Genomic DNA, 18,634 nt, shown 5'->3' on the forward strand with positions numbered 1-18,634 from the left:
TAAGTCAAAATAAGGTTATAAAATCAGGAGCATTATCATGCACAACACACTCTCTGTTGAATACAAATCGCCATCAGATGCCTGGGCAGATCTATGCGCTGGCACAGCTAAAGGTTACGCCCGAGATATCGCCCATGCGATGAATATCACAGAGGCAGAGGTTGTGGCGGCGGGTGTGGGTGATAATGTCATCCGGCTAGAGGCCGACTGGGGGCAACTTGTACAAGAGCTTGGATCTCTTGGTGATGTTAAAATTATCACCCGGAATGAACATGCTGTTCATGAAAAAGTTGGCCTTTTCGATAAAATTAGTGCCAAAGGCCCTATGGGAATTGTGCTCAATCGCGAAATTGATCTTAGATTATTTTTAACGAAATGGGCCTTCGGCTTTGCCGTGACAACGGATAACAACAAAGGCAGACGGAAAAGCCTTCAATTCTTTGATCACGAAGGCACAGCTATTCACAAAATTTTCCTGACCGAAAGTTCTGATGAAACCGCTTATGAAACACTTGTTTTTCGTTACAAAGCGGCTGAACAATTGCCAACACTTCAGTTAGAAAATTACGAGCCGGAAAATGCACCCGAGGCTGATAACACGATCAATATTGAAGCCCTTAAAAACGAATGGGCTGCTCTCAAGGATGTGCACCAATTCCACGGTCTATTGAGAAAGCATAATTGCGACCGCCATCAAAGCTTTAGATTAATTGGCAAGGAATTCGCCGAAAAGCTAATGCCTGAGGCTCTCAAAAATGTTTTGGAACAGTCCGTTGCCAATAAAATTTCTATCATGGTCTTTGTTGGGAACAAAGGATGCATACAAATCCACACTGGGCACATTGAAAAAGTTAAAGAGATGGGCCCATGGATCAACATACTGGACCCAGGATTCAACCTCCACCTCAGACAAGATCACATTGCAGAAATTTGGCTCGTCAGAAAACCAACCAAAGACGGCATCATCACGACCCTTGAAGTTTTCAACGACAAACAAGAAAGCTTTGCTTTGCTTTGTGGAGAACGTGAAATGGGGCAACCGGAAAATATCGCTTGGCAAAACATGCTCGAAAGTTTGGTTCGACACGACACTGTTTCTGCTGCAGCAGAGTAATGATCTAAGAAAAGTCGAAAAAATGATCCCTGATACACCGATGTCTTTTAACCTTACTTGCTTGCCTAAGCTTTATAAAGCAATCGCCATATGCTTGGCCTTTGCCTTAATCATGGTACTCAATAAACAGGCAAATGCTAATGCTCAACGAATAATCACCTTAGGGGGACCTGTAACTGAGATTGTCTATGCCCTTGAAGCAGGAAATAAAGTTGCCGCAACGGATACCACCAGCAAATACCCTGCAGCAGCTGTCGCATTACCAAAAGTCGGCTATTTACGACAACTTTCAGCCGAAGGCCTCTTAAGCCTAAAGCCTGATTTAATCCTCGCGTTAGAGGGATCAGGTCCGGCATATGTACTCGAAACCATTCAAGCCGCGGGGATCAAAGTCGTTAAAATACCAGAACTTGTAAATACCGCATCAATAGTAACAGGCATTGAACTGATCGCAGCACATACGGATCGCCAAGAGTTGGGGAAAACACTCAGCTCACAGATTTCAACTCAACTACAAAAACAACTTTCTGCTGTTGATACGGAAAAGGAAAAGCCAACAGTTCTTTTCCTTTTAAACACAGGCCATGGCGGCCCTATGACAGCCGGGAGAAACACCGCCATTGATGCAATCATTACCTATTCAGGTGCTAAAAATATCGCATCGGATTTGGAAAGCTTTAAGCCCTTGGCCAGTGAATACATTCTCGGGAATAACCCCGATTATATTTTAATGTCGAAAAGATCCTTGGCAAATAGTGGTGGTATAGAAGCCTTAGCCACTGATCCACTTTTGGGCAAATTATCCGCCGTACAAAAGGGCCGCATCGTAACACTGGACGGTACGCTTCTCTTTGGCTTGGGACCACGCACCATAGATGCAGTAAAAACTTTGTCAGCTCAAATCAAACAACAGACACCCTGAACAGACAATGGCCCAGACTCTGACAGAAACATCCGCCCGCCGTCAGCAAAGAAGTATTAAAAAGCCTTACTATATTTTGGGAGGCCTTTTGTTCGCGCTTATCCTGTCTTCCATCATATCGCTGGGGATCGGGGGCGTGGCAATTTCTTCCCTATCAAATATTGAACACTTTGCTTCTTATATTGGCCTGAGCGAAAGCAAATTGGAATTGCATCAGACACTGGTAATTGAATCAATTCGCCTTCCCAGAATTATTCTTGGACTTATTATTGGTGCATCTCTGGGACTTTCCGGAGCCGTTTTGCAAAGCTTATTCCGGAACCCTCTAGCTGATCCCGGTTTAATCGGTGTTTCTTCGGGCGCAGCCTTGGCCGTGGTTTGCGTAATCGTATTGGGCGACACCTACTTTACAGCTTTCTTAGAGCTAACCCGTAATTTTGCGCTTCCTATTGCCGCCTTTGCCGGAAGCTTGTTAACGACTGCTTTGATTTACCATCTATCCAGACGCGATGGCCTTACTGATGTCGCCATGATGGTGCTGATGGGCATTGCAATAAATGCCATTGTTGGCTCTCTTATCGGACTACTAACTTACTTAGCCGATGATACCGAACTCAGATCTCTAACCTTTTGGTCCATGGGAAGTCTGGCTGGTGCAGGACAAACAGCATGGCCTTCCATTTCGGTCATGATTATTGCCTCGCTCTTTTTGCTTAAACTCTCCAGCCCCCTTAATCTCTTCTTATTGGGCGAAGCAGAAGCTCATCATCTGGGCATCCCGACAGAACGCATCAAACAACAGGCAGCGATTGCTGCGGCCTGTGCCACGGGGGCTGCGGTTGCTGCGGCGGGCATGATTGGCTTCATCGGCTTGATAGCCCCGCACCTATCCCGTTTGATTGGTGGCGCGGATAACCGTTTTGTTTTACCAGCTGCGGCCCTGATTGGGGCCAATCTTATTGTGATTGCCGACACCATTGCCCGAATTATTGTTTTACCTGCGGAGCTTCCCATAGGACTGGTCACAAGCTTTATTGGCGGCCCTTTCTTCTTCGCCCTTCTGTTCCGTGAATTCAAAAAGAGACGCATGTGACACTCAAAGCAACCGCCATTGACGTAAAAATCAATTCAACTAAATTACTAGAAGATGTTTCACTCGAACTTACTCCCGGAAAACTCTTGGGTATTCTGGGCCCTAATGGTGCGGGAAAATCCACCCTTCTCAAGGTTCTATCTGGTGATCTTACACCGACCAATGGTACGATTACCCTTGATGATAGCCCCCTTCAGAAATGGGAGAGTATTGACCTCGCCAGGCGGCGTGCCGTTATGCCACAGGCATCACAGTTGGCTTTTCCTTTTTCTGCACGCGATGTCGTTGGCATGGGTCGTTGGCCATATGAAAAGTTATGCTCACCTTTTATCAACAGGCTCGCTGTCGAAAAAGCCATGAGCTTGACCGATATAAAACACCTCGCTGATCGCCTTTACCCTGTATTGTCGGGTGGGGAAAAACAACGCGTCCAACTTGCCAGAGCCTTAACCCAGAGCATCGGATTAACCGGAGATACAGAATCAAAATTTCTGTTACTGGACGAGCCAACCGCTGGGCTAGACATCGCCCATCAACACGCGGTTTTAGCGGCAGCAAGGAAACAGTGCAAAGAGCGAAACACAGCCGGGCTTGCCATTCTCCACGATCTAAATCAAGCTGCTCAATATTGTGATTTCATTGCGATCATTTCTAACGGCACTTTAATATCTAGCGGCCCTACGCTTGAAGTCATGGACCCCGAACTTTTATCTGATATTTTCAGTTGTAATATATCAAGATCTTTGGACATAACCTCTTCGACGCCGGTTTTCCTTTCCTCAGTCTGAGCTTTCTTCTGAATAAGAAAAGATAACTTGCCTTACAAAAGTCACAGCCTATTCACCCTAAGTTCATAAAGAATGTTTAATAATTCTTACGAACCTAGGAAAGGTAGCGCAAAGACAAACATGATTATCAGAGCCCTATTTATCATAGCCGTAATCGCCATCAGCTTGTTGGGATATACAGCCTATATGGACAGAAATCTGGAAGTCATAGAGGCTGCCAAAATCCCTCTCACGATCAAAGCCGTCCCGGTGCCCAATCAACAGTTCGCTATCCGAGAACCAGAGATTAAAGAAGCACCATCTCTCTATTGGCGTGGTGGTATTAAAATCAGCTCCCCCCATAAACGCTTTGGCGGTTTGTCGGGGCTTGAAGTTTCCCCAGATGGACGATCTATCCTAGCAATCGGTGATAAAGGCCTTTGGTTTACAGGGCGTTTAAATTACGCCCCAAATGGCAACCTTCTGTCCCTTACAAATGGATTACTCTCCACTATGAAAGGGAGCCAAGGGCAAAGCCTGATTCGAAAAAAAGATCGGGATAGCGAATCAATCGCTCTGGCTGATAATGGAGCAATTTTTGTAAGTTTTGAACGAGATCACCGAATTCTCGAGTATTCGGCTCCCTTAACCACGACCATCGGCGCTATCCCCCTTCCAAGCGAATTCACTGATATCGCGTCGAGTAACCGAGGGATTGAAGCTCTTACGTGGTTAGCTGGTGATTGCCTTTTGGCAATTCCAGAGCGAACGACTACTCCACCAGCCACGACAATACCCTCACAAGAGAGCGTCATAGAAGCGTATCTCTGGCACCAAGGGAGTTGGGACAAGCTTTATCTGAAACCGAACAGTAATTATCTGCCCACAGGCTTAAGTAGCACAGCAGAGGGCGATTTACTCTTGCTGGAACGAGAGTTTTCTTTTTGGGAAGGGTTCAAGAGCAGCCTACGATTTTTTCCAGCATTAGAAATTCAAACAGCATTATCCATGCCGGGTTACGTGATGCAGGGAAGTGTTCTTGCAACATTCGAAGGCTCACAATCCATCGATAACATGGAAGGTATCAGTAGCCGGATCGGTCCTAACGGCGAAACTCTGATCTATCTTTTATCTGATGACAATCTAAGCTTTGCGCAGGATACATTATTGCTGATGTTTGAATTGCAAAAACAAAGAAAGCCCGCTGGCCAAAGCACAGCGGGCTGTTCTAAGAATAAGACTTCTTATTCAGCTGCTTTAGAAACCAAAGCTTTCTGAACGCGCTTTTTCATTTCCCGAGCTTTTTTGCCCAGTTTTTCAGATGATGTTGACAGCAAAAATGCGTCAAGACCACCACGCTTTTCGATGGTGCGGATAGCTGCAGTGCTCAGACGGAACTGAACAGTCTGACCTAGAGCATCGCTCAACATCGAAGTCTTTTGAAGATTTGGCAAGAAGCGACGCCGTGTTCTATTCTTAGCGTGGCTCACATTGTTGCCAGTCTGTACCTCTTTGCCGGTAAAGTCACAACGGCGTGCCATGGTTCTAATCCCGTAAACTCGATGAAAATAAAAATCTAATGCCGATACGTCGGCTCGGCGCGAGTTTTAGGACACCACCGCCCAAGGGTCAAGATAAAAGCACAATTCACGTAAAGATTCGTAACGAATCTGTAAAAACGTCACGTTTACAGCGTTTTATTGCCCCACCTCAGACCTTGAGAAATATATTGAGTAGCTTTCTCGCGGCCGTAGCTGGCGCCATCTTACCCGAGATCACGTCGGATTCCACCTTTTTAAGGGCCTTATCAATCTCAGGCTTATCCTTAAACGCGAGAACCAGAGATTCCTTAATCTCACTCCACATCCAGGAAACAGCCTGCTTAACCCTCTTATCCGGGATCTCGTTGCTTTCCCAAAGCTTGGTTCTAAATTCCTCTATCCCTGCCCAAATCTCATCAATGCCTTCATCATGCAATGCAGAACACTTCTTAACCCGAGGCTTCCAATTGGGACTGGACGGACGCATTAACCCCAAAGCCGCATGATATTCTGCGGCGGCCCGATTTGCTGCTGGCGCAAGATCTCCATCAGCTTTGTTGACGACAACCATGTCAGCCAACTCCATAATCCCTTTTTTAATGCCCTGTAGTTCGTCACCTCCGCTTGGCAGCAACAAAAGCAGGAACATATCAACCATCTCTGAAACGGTTGTTTCTGATTGCCCTACGCCTACGGTTTCAACCAGAATGACATCAAAGCCCGATGCTTCACATAGCAACATCGCTTCACGGGTTCTACGCGCAACGCCCCCCAGCGTCGCACCAGCCGGGGAAGGGCGAATAAAGGCTGCCTCTTGCCTAGATAAGATCTCCATCCTGGTTTTGTCGCCGAGAATCGAACCACCTGTTCGCTGTGACGATGGATCAATAGCCAAAACGGCAACACGAAAGCCTTTATCAATCAAGTGCATGCCGAAAGCTTCGATAAAAGTGGATTTACCAACGCCAGGAACGCCGGAAATACCAATCCGGATAGATTTACCACTCATCGGCAAGATTTTTTCTAACAAAAGATCCGCATCTTCCCGGTGATCTGCACGGGTTGATTCAATCAGCGTAATTGCTTGTGCCAAAGCACGCCGCTGTCCATCAGCAATCCCAGCAACCAGTTTCCCGATCTTATCGTTATCTTTCGTCATAATGCCGCTTTACCTATACTATCTCGCCAACCGCATCATCTTGTCCGGCGACCTTTTCAACCTCAGCAACCTTCTGGGCCACTTCCAATTGTCGGCGCCACATTTCAGCGTAGTGACCTTCTTTTTTAAGGAGATCACTATGGGTCCCACGCTCTTCTATCTGCCCCTGTTCAAGGACAATAATTTCATCGGCATCGACAACGGTGGAAAGACGGTGGGCAATGACCAGCGTTGTTCTATCCTTGGATACATCATTAAGACTGGCCTGAATTTCCTGTTCTGTGCGGCTATCCAATGCAGAAGTTGCCTCATCAAACAACATGATTGACGGATTTTTGAGAACTGTTCTAGCAATGGCAACACGTTGCTTTTCCCCACCTGACAGTTTCAGTCCTCGCTCTCCGACAATGGAATCGTACCCATCCGGCAATGACAATACAAAGTCATGAATTTTAGCTAATTTTGCAGCCTCTTCGACTTCTTCACGCGTAGCATCCGGGCGTCCATAGGCGATGTTATAAAGGATCGTATCGTTAAAAAGCACGGTGTCTTGCGGGACAATACCAATGGCCTGACGAAGTGACCCCTGCTTCACTTTGGCAATATTTTGCCCATCGATTAGGACCTCACCCGCATCCAGATCATAAAACCGAAAAAGAAGGCGACTAATCGTTGACTTACCTGCGCCACTAGACCCCACAATGGCCAGTTTTTTACCTGCTGGAACCGTGAAACTAACGCCTTTTAGAATAGGGCGTCGTTCGTCATACCCAAAATGACAGTCTTTAAATTGAATCTCTGCACCATTGACCGTCAGGCCTTTGGCATCCGGCTCATCTTTGATTTCAAGATCCTTATGGAGCAATTCGAACATTGTATGCATATCGATAAGCGCCTGACGGATTTCTCGATAAACAAAGCCCAAAAAATTCAATGGCATTGCAAGCTGTAACAGATAGGCGTTGACCATTACAAAGTCGCCAACCGTCATCGCACCATTTACGACACCATAGGCAGACATGATCATCATTAAACTAGCCCCGAGCGAAATAATCCCAGACTGGACAATATTTAGGCTGGAAAGACTTGTCCGACTACGAATAGCTGCATGCTCATACGCAGCTAGGCCCCGGTCATAACGTTTGGCTTCATGTTCTTCATTGCCAAAATATTTAACTGTTTCAAAATTCAAAAGGCTATCAACAGCTTTGGTGTTGGCATCATTATCAGCCGCATTCATATCCCGGCGTAGTGTAATGCGCCATTCCGTAATGCGGAGTGTCAGGAATATATATGCTAGAATTGTCACAAGCGGAACAACCGCAAAGCGCCAGTCAAACAAAAACCACAGCAGAATACAAACAACCGTGATTTCAATGAGAGTCGGGATAACATTGAACATCAAGAAGGTGAGCATAAACTCAATCCCCTTGGTTCCCCGATCAATCGCGCGGGTTACCCCCCCGGTTCTACGTTCAATATGAAAGCGCAAGGAAAGTGAATGCAAATGTCGGAAGGTAACCAGCGCAACACTGCGAATGGCATTTTGCACAACCTTGGCAAATAATCCCTCACGAATGTTGTCAAACGCGATTGCGCCGACCCTGGCCGTACCATAAGCGATCAAAAGGCCAAGCGGGACAACGAGCAACGTTGGGTCATCTATACTCAACGCATCCACCGCCCCCCTAAGAATATAGGGTACAGATACATTTGTAAGTTTTGCAAAAATAAGAAGCGCAAAGCAGAAGATAATCCGAGCTTTGAGATCAAAACGGCCAACTGGCCAAAAATAGGGCAGCAGCGTCTTTAGAGTATCCAGCTGACTGTTCTCGCCCTCTGACTTAGGAACATCTTCACGCATCCGGCGCATATATCATCACTCCATACGACCGAGAGAACGCGCGAGAAGAACATAGAGTTTTCCAACATCTGCAGTCATAAATGTTGCAGAAAGAACGTCTTCGCTATCGCATTCACGGGCCTGAGACATCAGGTTATCAAACTGATCCAGATAGCGGTTCACCTGATTTCTAAAGGTCTGATTTGTCTCAAAATAACGTTTAACTTCACGTGTATCGTAAAGATCTTTTTTCTTTAGAATGGACCGTGCAAAAATAGAACGGTCCCCCTTGTGATATCGTTTCCAATATTCTTCAGGCAAGTCCTCGTCCAAAATTTTATTCAAATCAATGGCCGAAGAATTGAGATCATCAATAAGAATTGTCGCGCCGCGCAAGAATGCATCCCGCTTGTTCGCAGAACGGTCTTCCCGTAATTTCAGGGCCTGACGTGTTGCTTCTTCCGAAGCATGGGCTAAATCACGCGCCTGTTGCCCAAAAGCATCTGCAAGGGATGAGACCTTGCCATGCAACTCCGTAACTTTGTTACTATCTTGCGAGAATGTCTCACTCAATTTCTCTGCGCTTTTAAGTGCACCATCTGCTGAATTTTTCAAACTGGACGCAGCCTTTTCAGCGCGAACCCCGATATCTTCTACCTGCTTTAGCGACTCTTCGGCCAGTTGAGAAAGTTTTTCTCGTTGTTGATCAACATGACCTCTCAAGCTGTCTGCAGTTTGCCGGGATTCATCTGACGCTTTACTCAATGCTTCAGTACGGGCATCCAGCGACGTCCGGACATCTTCCAAAAGCGCGTTAAAGTCGTCTGACAATGTCTTATAGGCATCCAATTCTTCGTGTACACCATGGCGGAGATCCTGCACAGCCTGATTAGCCGCACTAGATCCATCAGCAAGGGCAAGCGTTTGAAGCTGGAAGACCTTGGCCACTTCTGTGGTATGGCGCACCGCCTTATCAGCGGCAAGTTCCATAAGCCTTGTTTGATCCTTAAGCGCTTTTGATGCTTCTTCGACATTCTCTTGCGCACTTTTACTTACTTGTCCGATTTCACGAGTGTGCTCGCTCAAGCCGCCCATCACAACATCGGCAAGATCGCTGAGACGTTCAGAAGATTCTTCCAAACTCGCAATCCCCGGACGGATCTTTTCCGCCGAAGCCACCAAAATATCCTGTGCCTGTGCCGTTGCCTCTGTCAGTCGAGAAGCTTCTTCCCGGCCAGCCAAAGAAACCGCTTCGCCTAAATCTTTTGTTACCTGCGTCAGGTTATCGGCAACTTCCTTACCGCTTTTATCAAGCTCGCCCGCTTGTACTCTAAAGCGTTCATTCATTTCCCCCGCACGCAAAGCAACGTCAGCAAAAAGCTCTCGAACCTCTTCCGCATCTTTACGCATGGCATCTGACAACGAGACAGCTTTATACCCGATTTCAGCAACCAGTTGTTCCATGGCCTGATTCTCGCCAGACAATCTCTCGCCGAGTTCTGAAACTTTAGCACCCGCACCTTCGAGTAGCAGCTCAACGTCGCCGATGCGATCTTTGATCAAGCCTTTGAATTTTTCGCCTTCCGTATCAATCGTATCCTGAACTAGTTTCAGGGTTTCGAGATCTTGCTTCAGGCTTTCGCGCATGGTTTCGCCACAGACTTCTGCTGTTGTACCCGCCGCGGCCATGTCTTCTGCCTGCTGTTTTAACATTTCACTGGCATCTTCAGTTCGACCGATTGTGCGTTCCACCGCCTCGTCCAAAACATCGACGGAGTCACGCAATGTCTTGCTGATCGTCTCAGCCATAACTTCACTGCGAACTCCAGAACTTTCAAGGGCAGTAACCTGTTCTTTCACTGCTTCTCGCGCATTTTCAAGGCTGGAATGAATTGAATTGTGGACGTCTTCAAGTGAGCTTTGTTGTGTAACAAGCGTTTCTTGAATCTGTTCGGTCTGAGAAGAGGCCCGGATCGCGGCGCCCGTAAGCTGCTTTGTTTGCTCTTTAAATGCGCTAATCAGACCGCTCAAACGTTTTTCGACTTCACCCGACGCGCTATTCAGGCTTTCAGCCTGTTCTTGTAACTGGCGTGTAATGTCTTTAACGCGGGTATTCTCTTCGTCATCGGGATAGGTTAGCTTATCCAGCTTATCCAGAAGCTTGCGCGTTTCATTGGAAAGCGCAGCCCCCCTGAGGATAAAAAGAAGTATCGCCCACAAGAGAACAAGTGGCAGCGTGATACCAGCAAGCACCTGCCCCTGTTCCTGAGGCACCATGCTTTCAATCACATCCAGACCAACCTGGTTCTTAAAATACTGATAACAAACCCACAGCCATGCCCCTGATGCTGCCACCCCGAACAGCGCCAAAATTCTTGTGATCCAGGTATGACCTGACATCCCCTCACTCCCTGTTTAATCACGATTTACGATCGACTGAGAGAGATACTACGGCAGGAAAGTCCTATAGTCCAAGAAAGACCATTAAGATCAGGGCCTTCTTGGACATTTTTTTATCAGTTAGCTTCTTTTGTTCAATAAACCGATGATTTCCTGCGCCGCCAAGGGGATATTACTCCCCGGTCCATAAACCGCAGAAACACCCGCTTGCTTCAAGGCATCATAATCTTGCGCGGGGATAACACCGCCACAAATAACAAGAATATCATCGGCCTTTTGACGCTTAAGCTCGGCGATCAATTGCGGCACCAGCGTTTTATGGCCAGCGGCCTGTGTCGAGATACCAACAACATGGACATCATTTTCAATGGCCTGTTGCGCACCTTCTTCCGGTGTCTGGAAAAGGGGACCGACATCAACATCAAAGCCAATATCCGCAAAAGCCGTTGCAATGACTTTTGCGCCGCGATCATGTCCATCCTGTCCCAGCTTCACGACAAGCATTCTGGGGCGGCGACCTTCCTGTTCAGCAAAAGCTTCTACCTCGCCCTGAATACGGGCAAAATCATCATCGCCGTCATACGCAGATCCATACACCCCAGATATACTCCTGTTTACTGCACGATGACGACCATACACCTTTTCCAGTGCATCAGAAATCTCGCCAACTGTTGCCCGTAATCTCGTCGCCTGAACAGCCAAATCAAGCAAATTACCAGAACCATCTTCTGCCGCTTTGGTTAACGCAGCAAGAGCTTCATCACAGGCTTTACTATCACGTGTCTTGCGAATTTCATTCAAGCGTTGAATCTGCTGTTCCCGAACCGCCGTATTATCAATATTAAGGACATCAAGATCGTCTTCTTTTTCAAGGCGATATTTATTAACGCCAACGACAGTCTCTTCACCACGATCAATCCGCGCCTGTTTCTTCGCCGCAGACTCTTCAATCCGTAATTTAGGCATGCCGGATTCAACCGCCTTGGTCATCCCGCCGATTTCTTCAACTTCGTCGATAATTTTACGCGCTTCTTCAATCAAGCTCGCAGTCAGACTTTCCACGTAATAGCTTCCAGCAAGGGGGTCTACGACCTTAGTGATACCTGTCTCTTCTTGTAATATCAGCTGTGTATTACGCGCTATTCTCGCAGAGAAATCAGTGGGCAAACCTACCGCTTCGTCCAAAGCGTTAGTATGAAGGGATTGCGTTCCGCCCAAAGCTGCGGCCATGGCTTCAACAGTTGTACGAATAACGTTGTTATAGGGATCCTGCTCGGTCAAAGAGACGCCAGATGTTTGACAGTGCGTTCGGAGCATCAAGGATTTAACATCCTTAGGATCAAACATCTTTTTCATATAATGCGACCACAGGAAACGTGCAGCCCGAAGCTTTGACGCTTCCATAAAAAAGTTCATGCCAATCGCGAAGAAAAAACTAAGTCGTGGTGCAAAAGCATCTACGTCCAGACCTTTTGAGATCGCGGTACGTACATACTCAAGGCCGTCTGCAATCGTAAAAGCAAGCTCCTGTACACAGGTAGAGCCCGCTTCCTGCATGTGATAACCGGAAATAGAAATTGAATTGAAGCGTGGCATATTTTTAGCCGTGTAACCGATAATATCAGAAACAATCCGCATAGAAGGCGTCGGCGGGAAAATATAGGTATTTCGCACCATAAATTCTTTGAGAACATCATTCTGAATTGTTCCCGAGAGTTGTTCCGGCTTAACACCCTGTTCTTCAGCAGCAACAATATAGCCAGCCAACACCGGCAACACGGCACCGTTCATTGTCATGGAAACAGACATTTGATCCAGCGGAATACCGTCAAAAAGGATTTTCATATCCTCAACAGAATCAATCGCAACGCCAGCTTTACCAACATCCCCAACCACACGCGGATGATCAGAATCATACCCTCTGTGCGTTGCCAAATCGAAAGCAACAGACAGCCCCTTTTGTCCTGCGGCAAGATTCCGTCGATAAAAAGCATTGGACTCTTCAGCAGTAGAAAAGCCTGCATACTGACGCACCGTCCACGGACGCGCCGCGTACATACTGCCCCGGGGACCACGCAAGAAAGGAGCAAAGCCCGGTAAGGTTCCCACGGTATCCAGATCTTCAAGATCTTCTTCCGTATAGATTGGCTTTACCACAATACCTTCGGGAGTTTCCCAATTCAGGCTATCGCTTTGCTTACCGCGAAGTTCTTTCTCAACAAGTCCTTCCCAGTCCGCGATTGTTTTTTTGGGAAAATCAGACATTCAACGCCCCTCCTAGTTTTCAGGATCTCGCCCCGGCTTTTATTATTATGCCAGTCTTTATTATTGTAACTGTTCACGTTATCGGGTCTTTTCGTCTTACGGATAGACGACCCTAAAACAGAATCTTTTTTGCAGCGCAATATAACCAGTTTTTTCAAGGCAAGTCTATGCTCTGTAAGAAGCCTAATAAAGCAGAGCCAATTCAGTAAAATTGCAGATGTAAAAATTTTTACACGAAATCTTCGATAGAAATCACCCTTGCAGCGGTATACCTTCTTCTCCATGCAACTACGGAAAACAAGAACCGGGAAATGATAGAAATACAAAAGAAACCCAATGCCTCGATTGCTCCACACAACAGCCCTGCTATTGTATAACGATGATAGTTTTTCCCGCTGCGAGTTTCCTAGAATTGCCACATACAAATGCCTAGGCTGTTCTTAATCAAGCCGAGGTTAGTATTAGGAGATAGTATCGTGACATTTCAGCAAAGACCCCTAATCATCTCGGCAAGAGCCACCCAAGCTTTAAACTACAAAATTTTTACGATTTTACCATTTAAAGATAGGCATAGCCGCGACCGGATACTGGTTATAACGGTTACATAGACCGACAAGTTTCAACATATCAGTTGGAGAGTTCAGGCCATTAAGATCATCAGAATGAATCCCACCCGCAATAAATAAGCCGTGAATACCAGCAGCATTCGCCCCTGTAATATCAGTACGAAGCGAATCACCGACAGCAAGCACACGTGATCCATCTTCAATGCCGACAAGCTTCATGCATTCCTTGTATATATCCTGATAAGGCTTACCGTGATATTGCACTTCCCCACCCATATCCTGGTAATGATGAGCCACAGAACCAGCGCACAGTTCCCGCTTACCGCCTCTAATGACTTCCAGGTCAGGATTGGCACATACCATAGGTAATTTTCTTTCAAGCGCCGGTTTTAATAGAAAATCATACCGCTCAACCTTATCTTCTGGATCCCAGATCCCGGTCAGCATAATAAAATCAGCGTTATCAATGTTATCTACAAAAGTGAAATCCAAACCTTCTTTCATCCCCAGATCTCTCTCAGGGCCAATCAAGAAAGCATTTTGACCTAACTTCTGATAAAACGGCAGGGATCGTTCTTTCAGGTTGCGCCATGTAACCTCACCCGAAGAAAGAACAGCATCGGCAAGATCCCGGGCGATACCCAGTTCTTCATTCCGAACGGTTACAGATTCAGCCCGTCTGGGTGCGTTGGACAGGATGACAACTCTTTTGCCAGCCTCTCTTAGTTTCTGAAGCGCATTCACGGCCTCAGGAAAAGCCTCTAAACCATCATGCATCACCCCCCAAAGATCGATAACAAATCCATCATAATTATCGATGACTTCGGAAACCCCTGATAGAAAAGGGATCGTTCGAGGCGTAGATGACATAGGAAGTTCCTGCAAATAAATGTTTTAGAAATAGCAAGACTTCTTGTGCCACAAGCATCTTGACTTGCAAAGCATTACTCATACTTTCGAAAAGAGAACTTCCCTTATGGTTTAGCAGGTCGCGGTTCTCCAAAAAGATACCCCTGACCATAGGCAACGTCCTGATCAAGAACCTGAACAAGAGCATCTTCGGTTTCGATCTTTTCAACAACCAGCTCAATGGGAAGGCTTCTTAGGTTATTTAAAAATTTCTTTGTCTTGCTTTTATCCTGGGAAAAAAGCCAACCCTCTAACTTCAAGAATCTTACACGGCCGGCGGCCAAAGCTTTTAGGTCCATATCCAGTGTTTTCATACGATCGAGCGACAGTCTACAACCATGCCCCATCAATCGCTCCAGGCTCAACAACTCGCTGGCCTTTAAGTCCAAAAACTCATCTTGCGCGACTTCGATAATCAAATGCGGCGCTATCTCAATATTTCCGCGTACGAAATCGACAAAATCATCAAAGAAATCCTGATCCTTCAAGGTATGGGACGACAAATTTACAAAGAACGAAACATCTTCACCTGACCGGATAATCTTTCGAATAATCTGCACACACCTGAACAGAAGCATATTATCGATAGCGGTGATCAGCCCCGCCCGTGTTGCAACAGCAACATATTGTCCCGGCTCGATTACCTGCCCGTTCGTTGTACGCAGACGGGAAAAGCACTCGTAAAATTTTCTCTTTCGCTGGGGCAGAGCAACAACGGGCTGTAGAAACATATCAATCCGGTCATCCCGTAATGAACGCCTCACGATAGATAAAATTTCAGTTTCACTCAGATCACTTAAAACAGAAACCTGCTCTTTCTCTTGTTTAGCTTGCTTATCATTTCGTCCAAAGCGTAAAGACCTTTCATTTCTGAAATCATCCAGAAAATCACTTTTTACAATCTGCTGCTTTTCGCGAGCAGGTTCTTTACTTTCGGTCTCGCCAAACTGAGAGCTTTCTTCATCATCGAACAATCCGAGAAAAGGGTCTGTCAATCTGGGCATAAGCGTTTTAAGTAAGTTTACCTCGGACAGAGCATCATTAATAATGTTTTGTTCTTCACTTAACTTGCTTGACTGACCTGCGGCCTCAAAGGCTTCTGCCATTCCTTTTATTTCTCGACGGGTCCAGGAGATACGATCTCTCAAAACAGCCTGATTATGATGGAGCGTTTCCAGTTTTGCAGTAACGTCATCATCATTTGACCGTCGGGTTATGATTTCATGCAACACGGCGCCCGAAAGAAAAACCCATAACCCAAGTAACATTGCCCCACCTGTTTGCAAGTCAGGAATATAGCTGGGCCCCATAAGGGCAGCGATCAGGGCAAGGGCACAATAGATTGTGATAAAGAACAAATGGTGTAGCAGCGGCATAAATCTTTATTTCAATTGGATATAACGAATAGAGTAATCAATGACACAAGGTTCTTGAGAGAGCCTTAACAAGTGACTAATAATCTGACAGATTTCAGATCTCTTTTCCAACTATATAGATGGCCTAACTGATATGACGGTTAAAATTCTGCACAACCCCCGCTGTAGCAAGTCCCGCGAAACCCTTAAAATAATTGAAGAGCAAGGACACACGGTAACAATTATTGAATATCTAAAGGGTGCAATCACTGAAAATCAACTCACAAACATTCTAGAACAGTTAAAACTCAATCCGCGCGATCTGTTAAGAAAAGGGGAAAAAATCTATAAAGAGCTTACGCTTTCAGACAAAAGCCTAACAGACCAAGACTTAATCAAAACCATGATAGAACACCCGATACTTATCGAACGCCCCATCGTAATTAGCTCAAAGGGTGCCAGAATTGGCAGGCCACCAGAATCAGTATTGGAAATTCTATAAGGTAAAAAATCTATCTGTGATCTGCGCCAACGGCTTCAGCGACAGAGGCAAAACCATCTTGGCGCAGCAAAACAATTAGTTCTTTAAGAATCTGAGAGATAAGAGGCGGGCCACCATAGACCAGCGCAGAGTACAACTGTACCAGCGAAGCGCCCGCTTTTATTTTAGCATAGGCCTGTTCACCATTGGCGACACCACCAACACCGATTAATGGAATTTTTCCCTCTGTTAATCGGTACATATCCCTCAAAACATTTGTCGATGACTCAAAAAGCGGCGCCCCGCTCAACCCACCGATCTCTGTACAATGTTTGCTTTTGAGGCTTTTAGGACGTTCTATTGTTGTGTTTGTAACCGTCAAACCGTCCAACGCAAGATCCAACGCGACCGCAGCAATGTCTTGCTTATCTTCCTCGGTTAGATCAGGCGCAATCTTTAAGACAAGCGGAGGAGCCTTCTTACCAAGCGTAGAAGCCAATACATCCTGCACACCAGAAATCAGTATCTCCAGTTCTTCTCTACCTTGTAACGCTCTCAAGCCAGGCGTATTGGGCGAAGATACATTGATTACCATATAGTCGGCATATCCTGCGAGTTTTCGTGCCCCTTTTTGATAATCTTCAAGGGCAACTTCGGTCGCTTTATTTTTACCAAGATTAACCCCCAGTAATCCCGAAAGCTTTTTCTTGCGAAGTTGAATCAATCTCTTTTTTGCAGCATCCATTCCCCCATTATTAAACCCCATGCGATTTATAACAGCTTTATCATCCGATAAGCGGAATACTCTGGGCTTAGGGTTTCCCGGCTGTGCCAATGGGGTAATAGATCCGACTTCTGTAAACCCCAAGCCCTGCCCAAGCATCGGCTCTACAGCTTCTACGTTCTTATCAAAACCAGCTGCTAGCCCTAAGGGGTTTGAAAATTGAAGCCCCCATACAGACGTTTTAAGAATAGGATCATCAAGTGGCTTTTGTGATGGGGCCAGACCGTGTTTGAGACACCATAAGGTAAAATTATGCGCTGTCTCTGCTGGTAAAAGACGAATACATGGACCAACGATATCGAAGCTGTTCACAAAAATCTCCTGAGATCATAGCAAAGCTGTATTTGGAGCGGAGTAACATAGGCATGCCCAAGTCACCACCCCATAAGCAACTACAAGTACAGAATTTGCCAAATTAAATTATGATTGCTCACGTAACCAAACAGGAAATTGATGATTACCGTACGTATCCAAATTTAAATCAGCTGTTCGCACAACCGCCGCCAAGGGTAAATCAGCATATAGATGAGGGAACAAAGCCCCGCCCCTTGATGGTTCCCACTTCAAAGCATCACCAAGCAGCTGCACATCGACTTCCAATAAAATGAGCCCATCTTGCCCAGCACGATGCTTAGCAACTGAACTATGAACCTGGTCTAGTCCAGAAAAGTGTATAAAGCCATCAGCTTTGTCTTGTGAGGATCCTGAATACCCCCCTTGTTCTTTTGCAAGGCACCATTCATCCCGTTTACAAACGTGATATATTAACTGCTCCGTCATACTACCCCTTTCAATTCGCAAATAGCGTTGCATATTGCAAAAAAATATCAAGTCAAGTTACCGCAAAATGCAACACGCGATTAATTGTAACAACTTATAATTTCATTCGACGCGAGTTCACCCCCGCAGTTTCCAAGGGATTCAAAGCAATCTTAGGCTGTGCGAATAAAAAGAAACACCACCTAAAACACCTCTACCCCGCAGAAACGCTCATTTTTTTTAAATATTCGCGAAACCCTCACTCATCAAAAACATTTTAATAATCATTTATTAAATTTAATATCAATAACTTAACTAAAAAAATTAATTCATGTAACAAATACAACACAAACTGGCACACTCCCTGCAATATACCCTTTCAGGAAGTCTATTGCGAGCTAGACGACCTAGTATAAAGGAGAATACCATGGCACATCAAAACATGACAGCGAGCACCATCGGCAGCAGAGCATTGGCAACTGCTCTTGACGCCGTATCAGCCATGGGACAATCGGATCAATCAATGATACCGACTTCTCCAAAAACAGCGATCTTCAATGTAGGATCGCCACAGAACGACTTAGGCGAAGAAAATATTCGGCAACTCTTCGTATCAATGGTTGAGACAGAACAGTAACCCCCTCACGTTCTCAACCATCTAAGTCGCTAAAGACTG

The 18,634-nt window shown here is 45.9% G+C and carries 16 protein-coding genes; 7 read left to right on the plus strand and 9 right to left on the minus strand.

Annotation, left to right across the window (positions count from 1 at the left end; genetic code table 11):
- Positions 1–37 precede the first annotated feature (37 nt).
- The 5 genes from ACN0W5_RS18430 to ACN0W5_RS18450 all read left to right on the plus strand — a co-directional run bounded on the left by ACN0W5_RS18430 (position 38) and on the right by ACN0W5_RS18450 (position 5,174).
- A complete protein-coding gene (locus tag ACN0W5_RS18430) occupies positions 38–1,114 on the plus strand; it encodes a hemin-degrading factor (protein WP_417455544.1) in 1,077 nt (358 codons plus the stop codon).
- A 22-nt stretch (positions 1,115–1,136) separates the two neighbouring features.
- Positions 1,137–2,036: a heme/hemin ABC transporter substrate-binding protein gene (locus tag ACN0W5_RS18435; RefSeq protein WP_417455545.1), complete on the plus strand. Its 900-nt coding sequence runs from the start codon at positions 1,137–1,139 to the stop codon at positions 2,034–2,036.
- Between the two features lie 88 nt (positions 2,037–2,124).
- A complete protein-coding gene (locus ACN0W5_RS18440; RefSeq protein ID WP_417455591.1) occupies positions 2,125–3,129 on the plus strand; it encodes a FecCD family ABC transporter permease in 1,005 nt (334 codons plus the stop codon).
- Complete coding sequence (locus ACN0W5_RS18445) at positions 3,126–3,917, plus strand: heme ABC transporter ATP-binding protein (RefSeq protein ID WP_417455546.1); 792 nt, start codon at positions 3,126–3,128, stop codon at positions 3,915–3,917. Before ACN0W5_RS18440 ends, ACN0W5_RS18445 begins: the two co-directional genes overlap by 4 nt.
- Positions 3,918–4,037: 120 nt before the next feature.
- Positions 4,038–5,174 (plus strand): esterase-like activity of phytase family protein, encoded by a 1,137-nt coding sequence (locus tag ACN0W5_RS18450; RefSeq protein ID WP_417455547.1) that lies wholly within the window; start codon positions 4,038–4,040, stop codon positions 5,172–5,174.
- On the opposite strand, the gene rpmB is transcribed toward ACN0W5_RS18450, so the two are convergent.
- The 7 genes from rpmB to ACN0W5_RS18485 all read right to left on the minus strand — a co-directional run bounded on the left by rpmB (position 5,141) and on the right by ACN0W5_RS18485 (position 15,955).
- Positions 5,141–5,437: a 50S ribosomal protein L28 gene (gene rpmB / locus ACN0W5_RS18455; protein WP_085902858.1), complete on the minus strand. Its 297-nt coding sequence runs from the start codon at positions 5,435–5,437 to the stop codon at positions 5,141–5,143. The genes ACN0W5_RS18450 and rpmB overlap by 34 nt on opposite strands.
- Positions 5,438–5,606: 169 nt before the next feature.
- Complete coding sequence (gene meaB / locus ACN0W5_RS18460; protein ID WP_417455548.1) at positions 5,607–6,596, minus strand: methylmalonyl Co-A mutase-associated GTPase MeaB; 990 nt, start codon at positions 6,594–6,596, stop codon at positions 5,607–5,609.
- Positions 6,597–6,609: 13 nt separating this feature from the next.
- Positions 6,610–8,469, minus strand: coding sequence for an ABCB family ABC transporter ATP-binding protein/permease (locus ACN0W5_RS18465; protein ID WP_417455549.1), 1,860 nt, complete (start codon positions 8,467–8,469; stop codon positions 6,610–6,612).
- A 6-nt stretch (positions 8,470–8,475) separates the two neighbouring features.
- Positions 8,476–10,839 (minus strand): hypothetical protein, encoded by a 2,364-nt coding sequence (locus tag ACN0W5_RS18470; protein WP_417455550.1) that lies wholly within the window; start codon positions 10,837–10,839, stop codon positions 8,476–8,478.
- Positions 10,840–10,959: 120 nt separating this feature from the next.
- Positions 10,960–13,104 carry a methylmalonyl-CoA mutase gene (gene scpA, locus ACN0W5_RS18475; protein WP_417455551.1) on the minus strand — a complete coding sequence of 715 codons (2,145 nt, stop codon included), beginning with the start codon at positions 13,102–13,104 and terminating at the stop codon, positions 10,960–10,962.
- Between the two features lie 551 nt (positions 13,105–13,655).
- Positions 13,656–14,540 carry a TIGR01459 family HAD-type hydrolase gene (locus tag ACN0W5_RS18480; RefSeq protein WP_417455552.1) on the minus strand — a complete coding sequence of 295 codons (885 nt, stop codon included), beginning with the start codon at positions 14,538–14,540 and terminating at the stop codon, positions 13,656–13,658.
- A gap of 104 nt (positions 14,541–14,644) precedes the next feature.
- Complete coding sequence (locus tag ACN0W5_RS18485; RefSeq protein WP_417455553.1) at positions 14,645–15,955, minus strand: EAL domain-containing protein; 1,311 nt, start codon at positions 15,953–15,955, stop codon at positions 14,645–14,647.
- Between the two features lie 133 nt (positions 15,956–16,088).
- On the opposite strand from ACN0W5_RS18485, the gene arsC reads away from it, so the two are divergent.
- Positions 16,089–16,436, plus strand: a complete 348-nt coding sequence (gene arsC / locus ACN0W5_RS18490) for an arsenate reductase (glutaredoxin) (protein WP_417455554.1) — start codon at positions 16,089–16,091, stop codon at positions 16,434–16,436.
- Between the two features lie 10 nt (positions 16,437–16,446).
- Here the strand turns inward: arsC and ACN0W5_RS18495 are convergent, their stop codons facing one another.
- Together ACN0W5_RS18495 and ACN0W5_RS18500 are read right to left on the minus strand one after the other, a co-directional pair.
- Positions 16,447–17,511, minus strand: coding sequence for a quinone-dependent dihydroorotate dehydrogenase (locus ACN0W5_RS18495; RefSeq protein ID WP_417455555.1), 1,065 nt, complete (start codon positions 17,509–17,511; stop codon positions 16,447–16,449).
- A 108-nt stretch (positions 17,512–17,619) separates the two neighbouring features.
- The gene (locus ACN0W5_RS18500) at positions 17,620–17,979 is read right to left on the minus strand and encodes a DUF952 domain-containing protein (RefSeq protein ID WP_417455556.1); all 360 of its coding nucleotides are present in this window, start codon (positions 17,977–17,979) and stop codon (positions 17,620–17,622) included.
- Positions 17,980–18,385: 406 nt separating this feature from the next.
- Between ACN0W5_RS18500 and ACN0W5_RS18505 the strand changes: the two genes are divergently transcribed.
- Positions 18,386–18,595: a hypothetical protein gene (locus ACN0W5_RS18505; protein ID WP_417455557.1), complete on the plus strand. Its 210-nt coding sequence runs from the start codon at positions 18,386–18,388 to the stop codon at positions 18,593–18,595.
- The last annotated feature ends 39 nt before the right edge of the window (positions 18,596–18,634 follow it).

It is taken from the genome of Kiloniella sp. (assembly GCF_048270245.1).
Taxonomy (GTDB): Bacteria; Pseudomonadota; Alphaproteobacteria; order Kiloniellales; family Kiloniellaceae; genus Kiloniella.